Origin of the sequence: Guptibacillus hwajinpoensis (genome assembly GCF_020524165.1) — a bacterium.
Lineage (GTDB): Bacteria > Bacillota > Bacilli > Bacillales > Guptibacillaceae > Guptibacillus > Guptibacillus hwajinpoensis_D.
This window is the reverse complement of record NZ_JAIVKU010000004.1, coordinates 617620-636592: the sequence shown is the minus strand read 5'-3', so window position 1 is coordinate 636592 and position 18973 is coordinate 617620. Positions and strand designations below refer to the sequence as shown.

At 39.1% G+C, this 18973-nt stretch carries 18 protein-coding genes, 1 pseudogene and 1 riboswitch; all 19 genes and pseudogenes read left to right on the top strand.

Features of this window, described 5'->3' with window-relative positions:
• The first annotated feature begins 85 nt into the window (after positions 1-85).
• The 19 genes and pseudogenes from LC090_RS10390 (at position 86) to clpP (ending at position 18877) form a co-directional block, all read left to right on the top strand.
• Positions 86-688, top strand: a complete 603-nt coding sequence (locus LC090_RS10390) for a CPBP family intramembrane glutamic endopeptidase (RefSeq protein ID WP_226657797.1) — start codon at positions 86-88, stop codon at positions 686-688.
• Between the two features lie 120 nt (positions 689-808).
• Entirely contained in the window at positions 809-1876 is a 1068-nt protein-coding gene (gene rlmN, locus LC090_RS10385) for a 23S rRNA (adenine(2503)-C(2))-methyltransferase RlmN (protein WP_224593925.1), read from the top strand.
• 132 nt (positions 1877-2008) lie between these two features.
• Positions 2009-2386: a hypothetical protein gene (locus tag LC090_RS10380; protein WP_226657795.1), complete on the top strand. Its 378-nt coding sequence runs from the start codon at positions 2009-2011 to the stop codon at positions 2384-2386.
• Between the two features lie 253 nt (positions 2387-2639).
• Entirely contained in the window at positions 2640-4673 is a 2034-nt protein-coding gene (locus tag LC090_RS10375) for a bifunctional 2',3'-cyclic-nucleotide 2'-phosphodiesterase/3'-nucleotidase (RefSeq protein WP_255648079.1), read from the top strand.
• Between the two features lie 127 nt (positions 4674-4800).
• Positions 4801-5814, top strand: coding sequence for a DUF3895 domain-containing protein (locus tag LC090_RS10370; protein WP_226657793.1), 1014 nt, complete (start codon positions 4801-4803; stop codon positions 5812-5814).
• A gap of 82 nt (positions 5815-5896) precedes the next feature.
• Positions 5897-6006: riboswitch (SAM riboswitch) on the top strand.
• Between the two features lie 82 nt (positions 6007-6088).
• Entirely contained in the window at positions 6089-7138 is a 1050-nt protein-coding gene (locus LC090_RS10365) for a homocysteine S-methyltransferase family protein (RefSeq protein WP_226657791.1), read from the top strand.
• 376 nt (positions 7139-7514) lie between these two features.
• Entirely contained in the window at positions 7515-8438 is a 924-nt protein-coding gene (gene murB, locus LC090_RS10360) for a UDP-N-acetylmuramate dehydrogenase (protein ID WP_226657789.1), read from the top strand.
• Positions 8439-8602: 164 nt separating this feature from the next.
• On the top strand, positions 8603-9187 hold the full coding sequence (locus tag LC090_RS10355) for a YdhK family protein (protein WP_425590648.1): 585 nt from the start codon (positions 8603-8605) through the stop codon (positions 9185-9187).
• A 61-nt stretch (positions 9188-9248) separates the two neighbouring features.
• Positions 9249-10211: a F510_1955 family glycosylhydrolase gene (locus LC090_RS10350; protein ID WP_226657787.1), complete on the top strand. Its 963-nt coding sequence runs from the start codon at positions 9249-9251 to the stop codon at positions 10209-10211.
• Positions 10212-10374: 163 nt separating this feature from the next.
• The gene (locus LC090_RS10345) at positions 10375-10704 is read left to right on the top strand and encodes a four-helix bundle copper-binding protein (protein WP_226657785.1); all 330 of its coding nucleotides are present in this window, start codon (positions 10375-10377) and stop codon (positions 10702-10704) included.
• A gap of 143 nt (positions 10705-10847) precedes the next feature.
• On the top strand, positions 10848-12233 hold the full coding sequence (locus LC090_RS10340; protein WP_226657783.1) for a sensor histidine kinase: 1386 nt from the start codon (positions 10848-10850) through the stop codon (positions 12231-12233).
• Position 12234: 1 nt separating this feature from the next.
• Positions 12235-12912 (top strand): response regulator transcription factor, encoded by a 678-nt coding sequence (locus LC090_RS10335; RefSeq protein ID WP_226657781.1) that lies wholly within the window; start codon positions 12235-12237, stop codon positions 12910-12912.
• Positions 12913-13059: 147 nt separating this feature from the next.
• Positions 13060-15054, top strand: a pseudogene (locus LC090_RS10330) (heavy metal translocating P-type ATPase).
• 169 nt (positions 15055-15223) lie between these two features.
• Positions 15224-15439: an SHOCT domain-containing protein gene (locus LC090_RS10325; protein ID WP_226657779.1), complete on the top strand. Its 216-nt coding sequence runs from the start codon at positions 15224-15226 to the stop codon at positions 15437-15439.
• 28 nt (positions 15440-15467) lie between these two features.
• Positions 15468-15662, top strand: a complete 195-nt coding sequence (locus LC090_RS10320) for a hypothetical protein (protein ID WP_226657777.1) — start codon at positions 15468-15470, stop codon at positions 15660-15662.
• Positions 15663-15677: 15 nt separating this feature from the next.
• A complete protein-coding gene (locus tag LC090_RS10315; protein WP_226658444.1) occupies positions 15678-16994 on the top strand; it encodes a multicopper oxidase family protein in 1317 nt (438 codons plus the stop codon).
• A gap of 133 nt (positions 16995-17127) precedes the next feature.
• Positions 17128-17415, top strand: a complete 288-nt coding sequence (locus LC090_RS10310; RefSeq protein WP_226657775.1) for a hypothetical protein — start codon at positions 17128-17130, stop codon at positions 17413-17415.
• 210 nt (positions 17416-17625) lie between these two features.
• The gene (locus LC090_RS10305) at positions 17626-18270 is read left to right on the top strand and encodes a sigma-70 family RNA polymerase sigma factor (RefSeq protein WP_226657773.1); all 645 of its coding nucleotides are present in this window, start codon (positions 17626-17628) and stop codon (positions 18268-18270) included.
• 25 nt (positions 18271-18295) lie between these two features.
• Entirely contained in the window at positions 18296-18877 is a 582-nt protein-coding gene (clpP, locus tag LC090_RS10300) for an ATP-dependent Clp endopeptidase proteolytic subunit ClpP (RefSeq protein WP_226657771.1), read from the top strand.
• Positions 18878-18973: the final 96 nt, after the last annotated feature.

The window sequence follows — 18973 nt, the reverse complement described above, 5'->3', positions numbered from 1 at the left end:
CTATCCAGGCTGTTCATCTTGGCATGCGTTCGTTACATTCAGGGTAGGGTGAAAAAAAATGCCACCAAGATAGGATGATGAACGCATGAACCAAAAAATCATAATCCTTAGCACACTTTTATTAGCACATATCCTGCTGTTTTTAAGTTTTGTTCGCTATCCTGGAACGTTCTGGCCCGTTTTTACAGTTACACTAGCGATATTAATTTTCCTCAGTGTGAAAACAGGCACGCTTCATTTCCGAAAAATAACAATTAGCCACTTGCTATATATTCTGATTAGCGCCATTTTGCTTTATGTGCTTTCATACATTGGAATAGAAGGAATCAAGTGGATTTATCCCGCATTATTCGAAGACATGGAACGGTTTTACGATGTGGTGGAACCCGTTAAAGCTTGGCATTTTATTAGTCTTGTTTTTGTTGTCATTCCAGGTGAAGAGATTTACTGGAGAGGGTATATCCAGCAACAATTGAAACGGTATAAAAAAGGAGACACCATACTCATTGCAACCATTTTATATGCGACAGCCCATCTTTACTCAGATGCCTATTTGTTAGTAGCAGCAGCGATTGGGGGCGGAGTAGCATGGGGATGGCTATACGAAAAAACAAAAAACTTTTGGGTGCCACTCTTATCTCACATCCTTTTCGATCTTCTAATTCTCGTCTTTATTCCACTGCTGTAAGTTTTAATCTTCCACCAATTTCTCTAAACGATATTACTATTCTAGACTAAGCGGTTGCGACTTGGTTATACTTCTAGTAGTATTAGAATGAATGGCTAAGAATTGAAAAGAGGGTTATAAATGAAAGAATCAATATACGGATTAACGTTTGATCAGCTAACTGAATGGTTGCTAGAACGTGGTCATAAGAAATTCCGTGCCTCCCAGGTGTGGGACTGGCTTTATAAAAAGCGTGTTAAAGAATTTTCTCAAATGAATAATGTGAACAAAGACTGTATCAAACTTCTAGAAGAAAACTTTGCGATCCAGACGTTAACGCAAGAAATCAAGCAGGAATCTTCTGACGGTACGATCAAGTTCTTGTTTAAATTACAAGATGGAAACGTTATTGAAACGGTACTGATGCGATTCCATTACGGCCAATCTGTCTGTGTAACAACACAAGTCGGCTGTAATATCGGTTGTTCCTTCTGTGCAAGTGGACTTCTTAAGAAGAGCCGTGACCTTACAAGCGGAGAAATTGTTGAACAAATCATGAACGTGCAACATGCTCTTGATGAAAAGGCTAATGAAGAACGCGTAAGTCACATCGTTATTATGGGAATCGGCGAACCATTTGATAACTACGATAATATGATGGACTTCCTTCGTATCGTTAATTCTCAAAAAGGTCTTTGCATCGGTGCTCGCCATATCACGGTTTCAACAAGTGGACTTGCGAAGCAAATTTACGATTTTGCGAATGAAGATCTTCAAGTAAACCTTGCGATCTCACTTCACGCACCTAATGATGAGCTTCGAACCAAGATTATGAAAATCAATAAAGCTTATCCACTCGGAAAACTGATGCCTGCGATTGATTATTACCTTGAGAAAACCAACCGCAGAATTACCTTTGAATATATTATGTTGAGAGATGTTAACGATCATGTGGAAGAAGCGAAACAGCTCGCAAAACTTCTCGCAGACAAACGTCATCTTTCTTACGTAAACTTGATTCCTTACAATCCCGTGGATGACCATTCGTATCAGCGTAGTGAAAAAGAATCAATTCTTGCGTTCTATGATACGCTTAAGAAGAACGGCATTAATTGCGTCATTCGTCATGAGAACGGAACTGACATTGATGCAGCTTGCGGTCAGCTCCGAAGTAAACAAGTGAAAAAGCTAGAAAAAGCAGGAAAATAATACGAACAGAAAGACGCTCACCAATAAAGGTGGCGTCTTTTTTTATATAAAAACACCAACCATTCTTTAAAACATACACTAACAGCAAACAAGCTCATTGAATTGTTCATTTTGTATGTAAGGAGAGGGAGTATGAAAAGTTGGCTGATTGTGATTGGTTTACTATGCTTCTGGGTTGGATCAGGGATTTATAAAGACTATCAACGTGAAAGCTTGCCTTTTGAAATAATGGGTGAAAATACAAGCGTACAATCAGGTTATAACGCTATTCATGTTTTTAGGGAAAAGAAACAAATTACGAAACTTGAGGTATACGATCAAACAGGTGAACGTATTAAAATTTATCAAATTGAAAACTTAAAGGAACTATATCCATCTGCTACTTATCTAAAAGGTGAAGTGAAAGATGGAAAGTTGTACCTTATATATGAGGTAGATGGGGAGATTGATTCAAAAAGAGTTGTCGTTGGGAACAGAGGATCATTATCATTTATGCCTGTAAGAGAGTAATCGTTGCTGACCAGTCAATCCCTCTTCTATAAATAAGTTTTCTTCTATTAAAGAGAGGGATGTAATAGGTCACTGAATGCTAATACGGTCAACACTTTTTGATTCCTCCTACAAATTGAGGCTAACCACCTAGTTCCTTGGCACCGTTTTTCACAATTTACAATTTATTTAAGAATATTACAATTCACTCATACAGAAACATTGTAAACTATTGATGGGCGTTTAGGTTTTTCATTATTAAAGGGGGATACATATGAACAATAAACCAATCATTACCGCGTCGTTAGTAATCGGACTAGCATGCAGTGCATTTTCACCGTCGTCGGCAGAAGCAGCAAACGCTAAAGTGAATTTACGTATTTTAGAGACGACAGATCTTCACACTAATATCGTTAATTATGATTATTACAAGGACCAAGCAACCGATGAGTTTGGACTAGCCAAAACCGCTACATTAATTAACGAAGCACGTCATGAAGTCGACAACAGCCTGCTTTTTGACAATGGAGACTTGCTACAAGGAAACCCACTTGGGGACTATGTCGCTAAAATTGATCCACTTCAGAAAGGTGAAATTCATCCTGTGTACAAGGCCATGAATCTCCTTGATTATGACGCAGGAAACATTGGAAACCATGAATTCAACTTCGGACTTGATTTTCTTCAAACGAGTCTTTCGGGTGCAAACTTTCCGTATATCAATGCAAACGTATACGTAGATGATCACGACAATAATCCAGAAAATGATCAAAACTATTTTACACCTTTTAAAATTATTAATAAAACGGTTATCGATGAATCTGGTGAAGAACGTCAGCTAAATGTTGGTGTTATTGGATTCGTTCCACCTCAAGTGATGCAGTGGGATAAAGCCAACCTTGAAGGAAAAGTGATTGTAAAAGATATCATAGAAACTGCAAAAAAATACGTTCCTGAAATGAAAGCGCAAGGAGCAGATATCATTGTTGCTATTCCTCATTCAGGTTTTGAAACTGCTGCACCTAAAGGAAACGATGAAAACGCAGTTTACTACTTAAGCCATGTAGATGGGATTGATGCCATTCTTTTTGGACATGCTCATAAGGTTTTTCCAGGGAGCAGCTTTGAGGATGTAGATGGCGTGGACAATACAAAAGGAACGATTAACGGTGTGCCTTCTGTTGAACCAGGATATTGGGGGGACCACTTAGGTGTTATTGATCTTCAATTAACTGAGGACAATGGAAAATGGACAGTGAATTCTTCTCAATCGGAGGCTCGTCCAATTTTTGACAAAGTGACAAAGACTTCTCTTGTGCCTGCTGACGAGAATATTCTAAGTGCAGTGCAAGAAGATCATGAGGCGACGATTGACTATGTTCGAACCGCTGTTGGGGAAACGACTGCGCCAATCACCAGTTATTTCGCACTTGTTAAGGATGACCCATCTATTCAAATTGTGACGAATGCTCAGAAATGGTATGTAGAAAACCATATTCAAGGAACCGAATACGAAGGGATCCCCGTTCTGTCTGCCGGTGCTCCTTTTAAAGCTGGTGGCCGCGGAGGTTCGTCCTATTATACAGATATTCCTGCCGGTGATCTAGCGATTAAGAATGTAGCTGACCTGTATGTTTATCCGAATACGCTTAAAGCCGTTTTGTTAAACGGATCAGAGCTAAAAGACTGGATTGAAATGTCAGCTGGGCAATTTAATCAAATAGACAGTAAAGATCAACAAGAGCAGCCATTAATTAATTTGGACTTCCCTTCTTACAATTTTGATGTGATTGACGGCGTTACCTATAAAATTGATGTAACAGAGCCCGCGAAATACGATCGAAATGGAAATGTTGTGAATGCAAACGCCAATCGCGTCAAAGAATTAGCGTACAATGGTCAAAAAGTAACAGAAGACATGTCATTCATTGTAGCTACGAACAATTATCGCGCGACTGGTGGAGGCCACTTTCCTCACTTAGATGGTTCTAATATTGTGATTGATTCACCTGATGAAAATAGACAGATTTTGATTGACTACATTCTATCGGAACAAACGATTAATCCTTCAGCTGATGAAAACTGGACATTTGAGACCATAAATAAGAAAAACGTAAACGTGACGTTCGAATCTGCTCTTCAAGCAAAAGCTTATGCTGATGATATCCAAACCATCCAGTTTTTGAGTGAAGCCGAAAATGGTTTTGCCACATACAAATTGGACTTAACCAAGCAAAAGAATGCGAAAAATTCGAATGCACTTGAACATATGGCTGAAATCGCTGCCGTACGTCAATGGAATCGATAAAATCTTTACGAACACTCGCCAATCCTTTAGGATTGGCTTTTTTTATAATAAGAATTAGCATGTTGTAGTTACCATTACCTGACTTGACTGTTATAATGGCGGTACTATCGTATAGAGAGGGATTTAAATGACAAAGACCCTAACAAACTCTCAAAGAGATGAATTATTTCAAGAGCTAAAAAAAAATCAACAATTTTATGTAATGAATACACTTAAACGAGGAAAAAAAACGGTATTTGCAAATGTGATTGCTAAAAGTAAAGGAAGAATGATTCCGAACGGTGCTACTGATGAAGAAATAGGGATGTTGCTTGACGATTGGATCCTAGAAGATTACGTGGATGCAGGGGCTGTATCAGAAGAAGTAAAATGTGAGTGCGGTCGTGCATTACGCTATCAGTATATTGTTCGCCATGTGAAAACAGGTGAAATGCGGCATTTTGGAATGAATCATTTCGAAGAGCACACAGGTTTACCCGCGACCATTGTAAAAGAAGTCGTACAAGGTTTTACGAAAATTGATTATGAGTTAGATGAACTTTTATTAAAAATGCAAAACGGCTCCCCTACATATGATATCCCTGAAGGTTTGAACCTACCAGCAGATATGAAAGAGCCACTTTCCTTACACCTTCCGCTACTTGATCGACAAGAAAAACGGTTAAACAGTTTAATCAGGGGTTACCGTGAAGAAAAAGAAGCTTTACAAAGGGGCAGCAATAAATTAAAGGCTGTAGATATCCCAAAAAAGGTAAAAGAAGACGTCACAGCTATAGAAGAGTTACCTAAAGAGGAGTTACAAGGCTCTTTTGATTTGTTCGCCGAAGAAGTTCAAGAACCTTTACCAGAAAAGACTAGCGAGAAACCGAAAGAAACTTATTTTGTAGGAGACCTTTCGTTCACAACACAGGAAGCGATAGACGGCTATATTCAACAAGGTACAGAGAGTGCCTTGATGATTTGCGAGTTCCTAATTAAAGAAGGAAAAGTTCAAGACAAGCGCTACTCGACAAAGAAACCGAAAATTTACTATGCTGTTTGCACTTATCTCGATTCTTTTGTGGCATCGGGATCAATGTCTGTTGAACCGCTTGGACGTGAAGATCGCATCTATCGATTAAAAAGCGGTCGATCTTCCTGACATTTCGTAATTATCAGAAAAACATTGACAATTTATTTTACCAGGTCTATAATTTCAAACATGTTCAAAAATTAAATCAATACTCTTATCAAGAGCGGCGGAGGGAATAGGCCCTATGATGCCCGGCAACCTTTCAACTTAAGTTGAAGCTGGTGCCAAATCCTACAGATGATGTCATCTGGAAGATAAGAGGAGGATACTGTTAGCAATCCCTCTTCTTATTTTTTAAGAAGAGGGATTTTTTTATTTTATTGAGAATAAGGAGCTGTTACACATGAAGAGAACACTTGAACAACGTCTGCTAGAGGGCCCAGTCATTTGCGGAGAAGGATATTTGTTTGAATTGGAACGACGAGGTTATCTCCAAGCAGGATCATTCGTGCCAGAAGTCGCACTAGATAATCCTGAAGCTCTGAAACAAACCTATCGTGATTATATGCTTGCAGGCTCTGATGTTGTGCTTGCTTTTACGTATAATGGCCATCGAGAGAAAATGAGAATCATCGGAAAAGAAGACCTACTTGAACCACTCAATCGACAAGCCATCCGTCTGGCAAAAGAGGTAGCGAAAGAACATCCTGAAGAGGAAGCCCTTGTAGCTGGGAACATATCAAATACGAATCTATTTGATCCTGAAGATGAAGACAGTAAAGAACAAATACGGTCTATGTTCGCCGAGATGGTAAAATGGAGTAAAGAAGAAGGCGTTGATTTCATCAATGGGGAAACCTTTTACTTTTATGAAGAAGCAAAGATAGCGTTAGAAGAGATCCAAAAACAAGGCCTTCAAGCTGTGATAACACTAGGACTGATGAGTGAAAACATTCTACGCGATGGCTATACGGTTGAGGAAGCTTGTCGGTTATTAGAAGAACAAGGAGCGTTAGTCGTTGGAATGAACTGTTTTCGAGGACCTGCTACAATGCAGCCGTACATCGAGAAAATCAGGCAGTCCGTTAGGGGGTACGTTGCAGCACTTCCCATTCCTTATCGCACAACAGAAGAACACCCAACTTTCTTTAACTTACCTGATGGGGGCTGTGCCTGTACGTTGCCAACCGAGACAACCTTTCCAACTTCTTTAGATCCACTTTATTGCAACCGTTATGAACTAGCAGAATGGGCAAAAGAAGCAAAAAGTGTCGGGGTGAATTATTTCGGACTATGTTGTGGCGCTTCTCCAAGCATGCTTAGAGAAGTTGCTGAAACAGTAGGGAGAACAACGGTTAATTCAATTTACTCTCCAAATATGGAAAAGCATTTTCTATTCGGATCGGATGACTCGTTAAAGAAAAACAATACGGCATATCGGACAAAAGCATAGACTACGATTAAACGGAGAGGATAACCTCTCCGTTTTCTAATCCATAATAGAATATGCCTGTAGACTATTGGCAATAACGATAAAAAGAAATTGAAAATGGAACAAATAAAGATAAATCTGCATGTAATAAAACAACGATACCTTTTATGATTAATCCTGCTCCATTCTTTGGTAGAAAAGTAGCCTTATGGAATGAATCATCTTCATTTATATAACCATAGCGTAAGATTCTTTTGAAAATAGGAGCTTCTTTTGTCAAAATGATCATATTTAGACAGCAGTTGTGTTATTATTTTAAATGTGTTTGAATATGTGACAGAATGAAATTCAAACGAACTGACAATAAAAAGAACTTGTTTTATAAGCGAGGTAGCCTATGGATAACCAAAATGTAATCAATGAACTCCGCTCGATTTTGCCAGAAGCGGAATTGAAAATAAATGAGCCTTTAAATGCCCATACCTATACTAGAATGGGTGGACGTGCAGATGTTCTTGTCTTTCCGAACACCATTGAAGATGCAAGAGCATCAGTAGAATATGCCTATCAAAACAAATACCCTATAACCATTCTTGGTAAAGGTTCGAATGTCATCATTCAAGATGGCGGTATTCGAGGCATCGTCTTGAATCTTTCTTCACTAAAATCAATTGATCAAACAGATCAAAAAGTGATTGCTCAAGCAGGCGCACGCATTATTGATGCATCTGAATTTGCGCGTGATCGCAAGCTAAGTGGTCTTGAGTTTGCTTGTGGTATACCTGGCTCTGTTGGAGGAGCAGTTTATATGAACGCAGGCGCTTACGGTGGAGAAATAGCCGACTGTCTCGAAAGTGTTCTTGCCGTAACGAAAGAAGGAAAATTAATTAAGTTGACCGCTGATGAACTTGATTTATCGTATCGCCACAGTAATGTAGAAGAAAAAGGTTTGCTAGTGCTAGAAGCGACTTTCACTCTAAAAGATGGGGACTATCAGGAAATCAAAGCGATCATGGATGATTTAACTGAGAAGCGCGAAACGAAACAGCCGCTTGAATACCCTTCTTGTGGCAGTGTATTCAAGCGTCCTCCTGGACTATTTGCGGGTAAATTGATTCAGGACTCTGAGCTTCAAGGTACACGAATCGGTGGAGCGGAAGTTTCTAAAAAGCATGCTGGATTTATTGTAAATATCGATAATGCCACCGCAACAGACTATTTGGATGTGATTCATCACGTTCAAAGAACGGTAAAAGAAAAGTTTGATGTTGAGCTTGAACGTGAAGTACGCGTTATTGGCGAACCGCCTGAAGAAGCTTAATGAAGAAACCAGCCACTCAATTGAGCGGCTGGTTTTTTTGTGTTCTATGAAAAATAGACAACTTTTGATAATCCTGTGAACAATCAACATCTGCACGATAAGTGCACAATTACCCGCTAAAGTAGTCGTTGATGGTAAATGAACCCAATCATAGGAGGGTATATATGAAAACAAAAAAACTTATTTTAGGTTTAGGGTTAGCCCTTATTCCGGCTGCCTGTGGAAACAATAATGAGGACATGAACCAGAAGTCAGGTAATAATCACCCGACACCTAACTCCTCAGGAAACTCTGAAAGCCACATGGAAGAAATGGAACACTCTGGATCTTCAGAAGTACCAGAAGGGTTAAAAAAGGCTGAAGATCCTACATATCCAGAAGGAAGTAAAGCACTAATTGAAACAGATCATATGGCTGGAATGAAAGGTGCAGAAGCAACGATTACTGGTGCTTTTGAGACTACTTCCTATGCTGTTTCCTATAAGCCAACGAATGGCGGAGATCCAGTTGAGAACCACAAATGGGTAATTCACGAGGAACTTAATCAACCTGATAGCCACCCTTTAACACCTGGCACGGAAGTAACGCTTGAGGCTTCCCATATGAAAGGAATGAAGGGTGCAAAGGCGAGCATTGATTCGGCTTACCAAACGACTGTCTATATGATCGATTATATGCCAACAACAGGAGGCGAGAAGGTAACCAATCATAAATGGGTAACGGAAGAAGAACTATCTCCTATTGAATAATAAAGTTTTTATGAAACTGCGTATTAGCGACTAAATAAGATTATATAAAGGATGAAATGCTGTGAAGAAACACTGGATGATCATACTTGCTACATTGCTTCTTATTCTTTCAGGATGTCAGGAAGAAAACTCAGTAAAAAGCAATGATACAGTAAAGGAAACCCAAAAGAAAGAAAAAGAAGCGGCATCGTTATCAGAATCAAGCTTTTATAAACCGACTTCACGAAAGCAAATGAATCATGTTCATGGAATCGGGTATCCAGGCAATCAAGATGAATTATTCGTGGCGACTCATGTTGGACCGCTTATTTATCTTGATGGAATCTGGTATGAAGCTAAAGCAAACAACAATGACTATATGGGCTTCCAGGCAGTGTCTGATGGTTTTTATAGTAGTGGACACCCTGGTGAAGGATCCGATTTACCAAATCCGCTAGGGTTAATTAAAAGTACGGATCGAGGAAAGACGTTAGAGCAGTTAGGTTTTCAAGGTGAATCTGATTTTCACTATTTAGCGGTAGGCTATGAAACGCACAGTATTTATGCTGTCAATCAACAGAAAAACAGCAAAATGGACATAGGGGTTTATTATAGTGAGGATGCAAGTGAATGGGATCAAGTGCAACTAAAGGGGACTCCGGATCAAATCAATGGGATTTTTGCTCACCCTAGTAATGCAAACGTCGTAGCCATTACATCGCCTAAGGGACTTTATCTTTCTGAAAATCAAGGACAGTCGTTTACACCAATTACTGAGGAAATCTCTATTACTTCAATGGCCTTTCTTAAAGACCATATCATCTTCGCCAATCATGGAGCAACTAGCCAACTTGTGTCCCTTAAGAACGGAGAAGAAACGCTCATTTCTATGCCCAACAAAATAGAAGAGGCGATTGATTATCTCGCGTTGAATCCACAAAATGAGAATGAGATTTCTTTTCATACATCTGATGGTAGTCTCTATCAAACGAAAGATGCCGGGCAATCTTGGGTCGCCTTAATCGATCAAGGTAAATTGAACTAGTTGAGGTGGAATACTTAAACTTTAAACATTCCCCTCTAATTATCCAGAATTTGTGCAGAATGAATGAAATTTGAAATTTGATAACTTTTTTTCGCATTCACGTTTATTATCAAGTGAATAGGAAAATATGACAGTGTATTACATTTTAAGGAGGAATTTAATCATGTCACATGAAAAGTATGGTTCCATGATTCAAACGCTTCATGAATGTATGACAGCATGTAATCACTGCTATGATGCTTGCTTAAAAGAAGAAGATGTGAAAATGATGGCTGATTGTATTCGTATGGACAGAGAATGCGCTGATATTTGTGGCTTTTTGGAACAAGCACTTGTGAGAGGAACACCATTTGCTTCTGAGTTAGCTCAAGCGTGTGCGACAATTTGTGAGGCATGTGGGAACGAATGTAAAAAACACGATCACAAACACTGTCAAGATTGTGCAGACGCATGTTTTAAATGCGCAGAAGAGTGTAAGAAATTAGCAGCATAATCTCAGAATTAGTGAAGAAGTCTGTTGAATCATAAGCAGGCTTCTTTTTTTGTCCCCAACTTGTTGATCTTGAAACAAAGCAGACAAGCTGCACACTTTCTCGATATAATACTGATAGAATAGAAGTGGATAAGGAGAGAGACATGAGATTTAAGAGAAAAAGTAAATTAGCTACAAAATTAGGTCTGTTTTTTCTTACAAGTATTTTACTGCTTGAGGGAATTTTGTTCATGGTACTCTACTTCGGCTTTTTAAATGAGCGTATCATGGCTGAAACCGATGCCCTTCTAGCAAGAGGAAACAGTCATAAAGATGTTTTAGAAAAGCATTTTGATCGTGAAACCATGGAACACGTTGCTTTAATGGAATCTGAAGCTGAAACGCAGGTAGTTATTACAGATGAAATGAATCATGTTCTCGTTCATTCAAATCCTGTGACGTCTATGATCAAAACAACTCTTTCTTCATCTTCTTCCCTCCCATTGTCAGGAGCTATCGTAGAAGGCGATTGGAGCAATGAACCTTATGTGATGACCGGTTCTCCTATCGTTGTAAATGACAAGCTTGTTGGAAATGTCTACATGATCCTCGATACAAAAAGCATTCGTGAAGTGCGCGATCATTTAACAACCCAATTTTTAATTATTAGTGGACTCGCCCTCTTCCTAACCGTTATTACGATTATTTATCTTTCACGAATGATTACACGTCCATTGATTGAGATGAAGGTCGCAACGCAACAAATGAGCACAGGAGATCATAATGTTTCCTTAAAAGTCGATCGAAACGACGAATTAGGGGAATTAGCGAAAGCAATTCAAAGCTTATCAGATGATTTGCTACGATTAAAAAACGATCGTAGTGATTTTCTAGCGAACATCGCTCATGAACTGAGAACACCTTTAACTTATCTAAATGGTTACGCTGACATCGCTCAGCGAGAAGAGTTATCTTCTACAGAAAGAGATACTTACCTTTCAATTATTAAAGAAGAATCAGAGAACTTAACTTCTCTCGTTCGAGATTTGTTTGATATGGCTAAAATGGACCAACAAGGATTTGTGATCGATCGCGAGGAAGTCGACTTGTGTTCGTTGATTCATCAGGTAAGAGAGAAAGTAAGGCCTGCTTTTGAAGGTAAGGGGATTAACCTTATTGTGTCCTGTCCGAATAAAATCCATCTCGATATTGATTCTACAAGGTTTTCTCAAGTGATTTTAAACCTTTTGGACAATGCTTTGCATTATAGTGAGTCAGGAAAAACAGTACTCATCGAAGTTCAATCTTTTCAAAGCGAAGTGATTGTTAGAGTAATTGATGAGGGAGAAGGAATTCCCGAGAAGGATTTGCCATTCATCTTTGAACGTCTTTACCGGGTTGATAAGTCACGCTCAAGAAAGTACGGAGGTTCTGGACTTGGTCTTGCTATTGCTAAAGAAATTATCGAGAAGCATGGAGGTAGGATAAAGGCGGAAAGTCAAATAGGTAAAGGCACAACGATCACCATTGTTTTGTTAGGAGGTGAATAACGTGAAAAATGTGCTAATTGTAGACGATGAAGAGCGAATGGTAGAGTTAATCTCTCTTTATTTAAAACCACATGGGTACACCATTTATCAAGCACATACAGGCATAGAAGCACTACATAGATTAACTGAACATAAGATAGATCTCGTTTTGTTAGACATTATGATGCCTGATATGGATGGCTTCGCAACATGTGAAGAAATCCGAAGTCAATCAGAGGTGCCAATTATCATGCTAACAGCAAGAGAACAAAATGAAGATATTGTTAAAGGATTCAAGGTAGGTGCAGATGATTACATCACAAAACCGTTTGACGAACGTGTTCTTCTTGCAAGAATGGAAGCTTTGGCTCGACGCGTGAAACAAATAAATCAAAATCAAGTGATCTTCAAAGGGCTAACATGGGATGCAGACAAACATCTCGTATCATACAATCGTGTGTCCATCCCTATGACTCCCATTGAATTTAAGTTGCTCGGCCTATTCTTAAAAAATCCCGAAAAAGTATTTAGTCGAGAGCATCTTATCCAGTTGATTTGGGGATATGAATCAAACACAGAAGGACGCACGATTGACTCACATATTCGAAATTTGCGTGATAAGTGTAGACATGTGGACTTTCAAATCAACAATCATTTGGTCACCATCTGGGGTGTAGGTTACAAGTGGAAAAACGAATAAATGATGGTTACTCACGACTATGACTGCCTAAATGGTAGTCATTTTTTTCTTTCACAATATCTCGATCAAATCTGGATATTCTTTGGGAACAATAAGTGAAGATGACTAATAACATCTACCATCTTATACTAAAACAAGGAGGCTAGTATGGACCATTCTACGGAAGAAAAACATCACCATTCCGAACATAAACAAGATCACAGTTCTCACCACGCGCATATGGTAGAAGATTTTAAAAAAAGGTTTTATCTTTCGTTATTAATCACACTACCTATACTCGTTTTATCACCTATGTTACAAAATTTCGTTAATCTAAACTTAAGATTCACGGGAGATCTCTACATCTTATTTGCACTTTCAACTGTTATCTTTTTTTATGGAGGGTGGCCTTTCCTCACAGGAGCATGGAGTGAACTAAAAGATAAAAACCCGGGAATGATGACACTTATTGCGTTAGCCATTATCGTCGCATATGTCTATAGTTCATTGACGGTATTCGGTTTATCTGGGAAAAACTTCTTTTGGGAGCTAGCGACTCTAATTGATATTATGCTTCTCGGTCATTGGATCGAAATGAAATCAGTGATGGGAGCATCAAAAGCACTAGAAGAGCTTGTAAAACTGATGCCATCGGAGGCTCATCGTGTTAGCCAAGACGGCTCTATTGAAGATGTTCCTACATCAGAACTAAACGAAGGAGACTACGTGCTTATTAAACCTGGAGAAAAAGTCCCCGTTGATGGAACAATTGTAAAGGGACAGTCTTCGATTGACGAATCGATGTTAACGGGTGAATCTGTACCAGTGGAAAAAGAAAAAAATGATGGTGTTATAGGTGCCTCGATTAACGGAGAAGGTTCTTTGACTGTAAAAGTTGAAAAAACCGGTGAAGATAGCTATCTTTCTCAAGTTGTCACAATGGTGAGAGAAGCTCAAGAATCGAAATCAAGAACACAGAATTTTTCAGATCGTGCTGCTAAATGGCTTTTCTACCTTGCGCTTGTAACAGGAATAATAACATTACTAACTTGGGTTTTACTTGGGTATGATTTTGTTTTTGCTTTAGAATGGATGGTGACAGTCATGGTCATTGCTTGTCCACATGCTCTAGGCCTTGCAGCGCCTCTTGTCGTTGCAAGATCAACCGCCCTATCGGCGAAAAAAGGATTGCTCATACGTAATCGAACAAGTTTTGAGGAAGCAAGGAAGTTAGAAGCGGTCGTCTTTGATAAAACCGGTACGCTAACAGAGGGGAAATTTGGGATAACAGATATCATTACAGAGAAAGAAGAAGATGAAATCATTCTACTAGCAGCTTCCGTTGAATCTGAATCAGAACATCCGATAGCTCGTGGCATAGCTGAGGAGGCAAAAGAAAGAAATATGACCTTGAAGTCTGTTAAGGATTTCCAATAAATTACCGGTAAAGGATTACAAGCAACGGTCGATAGTCAAAAAGTAATGGTTGTAAGTCCTGGCTATATGAAAGATGAAGAAATTGAATATCAAAAAGACCGCTATGCGGAACTTGCCAAACAGGGAAAAACAGTTGTATTCGTTTTGGTCGATGGAGAATTAGTGGCTATGATCGCACTTGCTGATAGGATTCGAGAAAGTGCTAAGAATGCCATTCAGCAATTAAAAACCTTAAATGTTTCTTCTATGATGCTTACAGGTGATAATAAACAAGTAGCAACATGGGTTGCGAAGCAGCTCGATTTAACTGAAATTTATGCAGAAGTTCTTCCTCACGAGAAAGCCGATCAGATAAAGGAGATCAAACAAAAAGGACTAAAAGTGGCGATGACGGGAGACGGAGTGAATGACGCTCCAGCATTAGCAAATGCTGATCTTGGAATTGCGATTGGAGCAGGAACAGATGTCGCCATGGAAACGGCTGATGTGGTTTTAGTAAAAAGTAATCCTGAAGATGTGGTATCGATTATTGAATTATCTAAAGCAACTTATAAGAAAATGATTCAAAATCTTTGGTGGGCAGCAGGCTACAATATACTGGCTATTCCACTTGCTGCAGGGATTTTATATCCAATCGGTATTGTTCTTAGTCCAGCAGTTGGTGCGGTACTGATGTCTTTAAGTACGGTCATTGTAGCGATAAATGCAAAGTTATTAAAAGCATGAATAATCGTTAGGTTAGAAGCAGTTTTCATCGCTTCTAACTAGTTATCCTATTACTTGGGAACGAATTATATCGGCACCGACAAATTAAATTAAAAGGAGAAAATCCGATTATTTAAATACCTATACGGGTATATCAGTATATGAATCAGGTTAAAAGGAGGCGGTTTTTATGATGAGCGGAGGAATGAACGGTGGGTTCTGGGGATTCGGATTTTTCGGAATACTAATCGCGATAGCTATTATCGCAATCATCGTATGGATGATGCAGCCTGAAAAGAAATCCAGTGGTACAAGTTCACTCGAAACATTAAAAGAACGGCTAGCTAGGGGAGAAATTTCTGAAGAAGAATATGACCGCTTAAAAAAGAAAATTGCAAAAAAGTAGTGAACACTAGACGTCGAGGTGAAAAATAATGAAGAAAAAAATAATTGGTATCTCAATGATTGCCATTTTATTAATGATAGGAGGCTGGCTTGTTTTTAAATCGTCTTTACTAACCGACAAATCCCTTCCAGTAAGTGTAAACCAAAATGGAACTAGCATATTAGAAGTAAATGCTGAAGAAGCGGATGGGCGACCTGTCAAGACATACAATATAACTGCATAAGAAAAAAATTGGCAAATTAGCCATGGAAAGAAAGTTGATGCCTGGACTTATAATGGAACAGTTCCTGGAGAGGAAATACGCGTGACAGAAGGGGATTTTGTAAAGGTCCACTTAACAAATGAATTGGATGTACCAGTCACCATTCACTGGCATGGTGTATTACTACCGAATAAAATGGACGGTGTACCCGGCCTCACACAGGATGCTGTTCAACCAGGAGAATCGTTCACGTATGAATTCATTGCAGGAGATGCCGGAACATATTGGTATCACTCGCATCAACATAGCTCATTACAAGTAGATAAAGGGCTTTATGGAGTGCTTGTGGTAGAAGAGAAGAAACAGAAATACGATAAAGATGAATCTTTTATCCTCGATGAATGGGCAGTAAATCAAGATAAACAGAACTTATCTAACATTGGCGGGATGATGATGGGAAGCATGTCAGGAGACGGCGAAGCAGACACGAAGCAAATGTACGATACGTTCACAGTGAACGGTAAAGCCGGTTCCTCTATTGATCCTTTGATTTTAAATGACGGGCAAACAGCTAGGTTACGTTTCGTTAATGCTGGCTATCAAGTTCATCGATTGGTATTCCCTGAAGGTTCCATAGAGGTAATTGAAACAGATGGGGAAGAAGTATCCGATAACACAGAATCATCAAATGTAGTAGAAATTGCCCCTGGCGAACGGATTGATGTTGCTTTCACAAAACAGGATGGGGAACCAACGGTCATTGGACAATCAAACAATATTGAACATGCAGAAGATATGAAAATTCCAGTCGTTACAAAGAAAAGTGATGTTTCTGTAGCAATGAATACACACCTCAGTTCCAATACATCTGTTGTAGATGGGACAACTTTTGGAAGTGAAAATTTGATATTTAATAAAACACCAGCTAATCCTGATGTAACGTATAACATGGATTTAAGCATGGGGATGGATATGGGAAAAGGGATGGCATTTCAAATTAACGATGAAACATTTCCAAATACCCCACCCATTCAGGTAGAAAGCGGAGATATCGTAAAGGTTGAAATAACCAACTCAGGAAGAATGAATCACCCGATGCACTTACATGGACATCGGTTTCAGGTAACTTCAAAAAACGGTAAGGAACTTGACTCTCCCTTAGTAAAAGATTTAATTCATGTAAAACCCGGTGAAACGTATACCATTTACTTTAAAGCAAATAATCAAGGAGAATGGTTGTTTCACTGTCATGATAACAATCATGCAGATCGTGGGATGGTGACGATCGTTGATTATAAAGGGGTCTACTCACCGTTTGAATTAGGAGGAAAAAACAACAATTCACCAAATTAAAGAGGATAATCGGTGATTAGCATGATCTTGGGAAAACGAACCAGTATATTAGGTGAAAGTTGACTTAAACTAATCAGTGTGGCTAACGATTAGAAACACGTCTTTTAACTTTTATCTAAGGAAGTGACATGAAGTGAATCATAAAAAGCGTAATCAAAAAGGAAGAGGCAAAACAGCTACGGTCATGGCATTAAGTGCACTTGGTGGAGCGGCTGCCTACGCAATTACCAACCGTATGCAAAACGGATTTGGTGGCCTGCAGCAGCATTCACAGCAAAACGCTTCACATCAGGCGCAATCTCATGCTCAACAGGCTAAACAGCAAGATCCTGAAGCATTGAAGCAAATGGCATCCGCTCAAGGAATCGATAATGATGCGATCGCTGAATTTACCAACGCTATAAAAGACGATTTGCGATAAGTGAAGCACTCCCAGGTGGGAGTGCTTTTATTTTAAGACCATTTGTAACCTGAGAAATTACTCCTTGAAACAAATACGTGATCATAAACGTAAAAACGTTTATGATAAAAAAACACAGCCCCCGCATATTTTATAAATAAATAAAATCACCCATATCTTTTTCCTAATTTGATCCGTTATAAGGATGAGAGGGCATAAGGAGTGATGAGGTTGCATAAGGAGATCAATGATGAACGTGTTCATGAGAAAAATTTGGATGAGGTGCTTTGTAAACTTTATCGGTATTGCCACCATTTGACTCAGAATAAGTGGGATGGAGAAGAAATTGCTCAAGAAACGATTTATAAAGCTTTAAAGAACTACAAAAATCACGACCATTGGAGTAGCGCCCTCCTGAAAAAGATAGCCTATCATGAGTGGATCGATCGCCTTCGTAAACAGGAAAAAGAAGCTCTACTTTCTGAAATTGATTTACCAGATGATGTTATGGTGGACCAAGAAATTTGCTCAGAATGGCTAGAGAAGCTGTTAGCTCAACTAACACCAAAACAGTTCGTGACTTTCGTGTTGAAAGAAGCATTTCAATACAAAATATCAGAAATTGCCGCTCTTCTTAAGATGACAGATACCGGTGTGAAAGCATTATTAAACAGAAGCCGCCTTAACATGAGAAAACTGTGTAATTCAGGAATGGATCATGACTGGTCTGAAGACACCCAGCAGATGTTGTTACACGTCATTGTAAAATCCGTTCATATACAAGATCCAAGCGCGCTAATTACATTGATTCCAATCCTTATTAATCCTAAAACCACGCATTCTTCACCTTCTAACGTCCTCTCACTTGCTGCATAATAAACACGATTAGGGAGGAAACGTTATGAATATACCTTATGTCATCGAACAATCTAGTCGAGGAGAGCGATCGTATGACATTTACTCAAGGCTGTTAAAGGATCGGATTATCATGGTTAGTGATGAAATTAATGACGCTATGGCAAACAGCATCGTGGCACAGCTATTATTTTTAGCAGCGGATGAACCTGACAAAGATATCTCGCTCTATATTAATAGCCCGGGTGGATCCACGTCAGCAGGATTTGCCATCTACGATACGATGCACTACATTGCCCCTGATGTGAAAACCATTTGTACAGGAATGGCTGCTTCGTTTGGAGCGATGTTATTACTAGCAGGTACAAAAGGGAAACGATATGCCTTGCCAAACAGTGAAATCATGATTCACCAACCTTTAGGGGGAGCTCGAGGGCAAGCAACTGATTTAGAAATCTCAGCAAAACGTATTCTTAAACTAAGACAGCATATCAATCAAATTATCGCAGAAAAAACCAATCATTCACTTGATAAAGTAGCATTAGATACGGACCGGGATTACTTCATGAGCGCTCAAGAAGCAAAAGAGTATGGGATTATCGATGAAATCATTCAAAAAGCAAAATAGATTGTTTAAGGGACGGAAAACCGTTCCTTTTTTTCATTTAATAAGAGGTCAACGAATCGCTGTGTAGAATAGGTAGATTGAATGTGTTCGTATTAA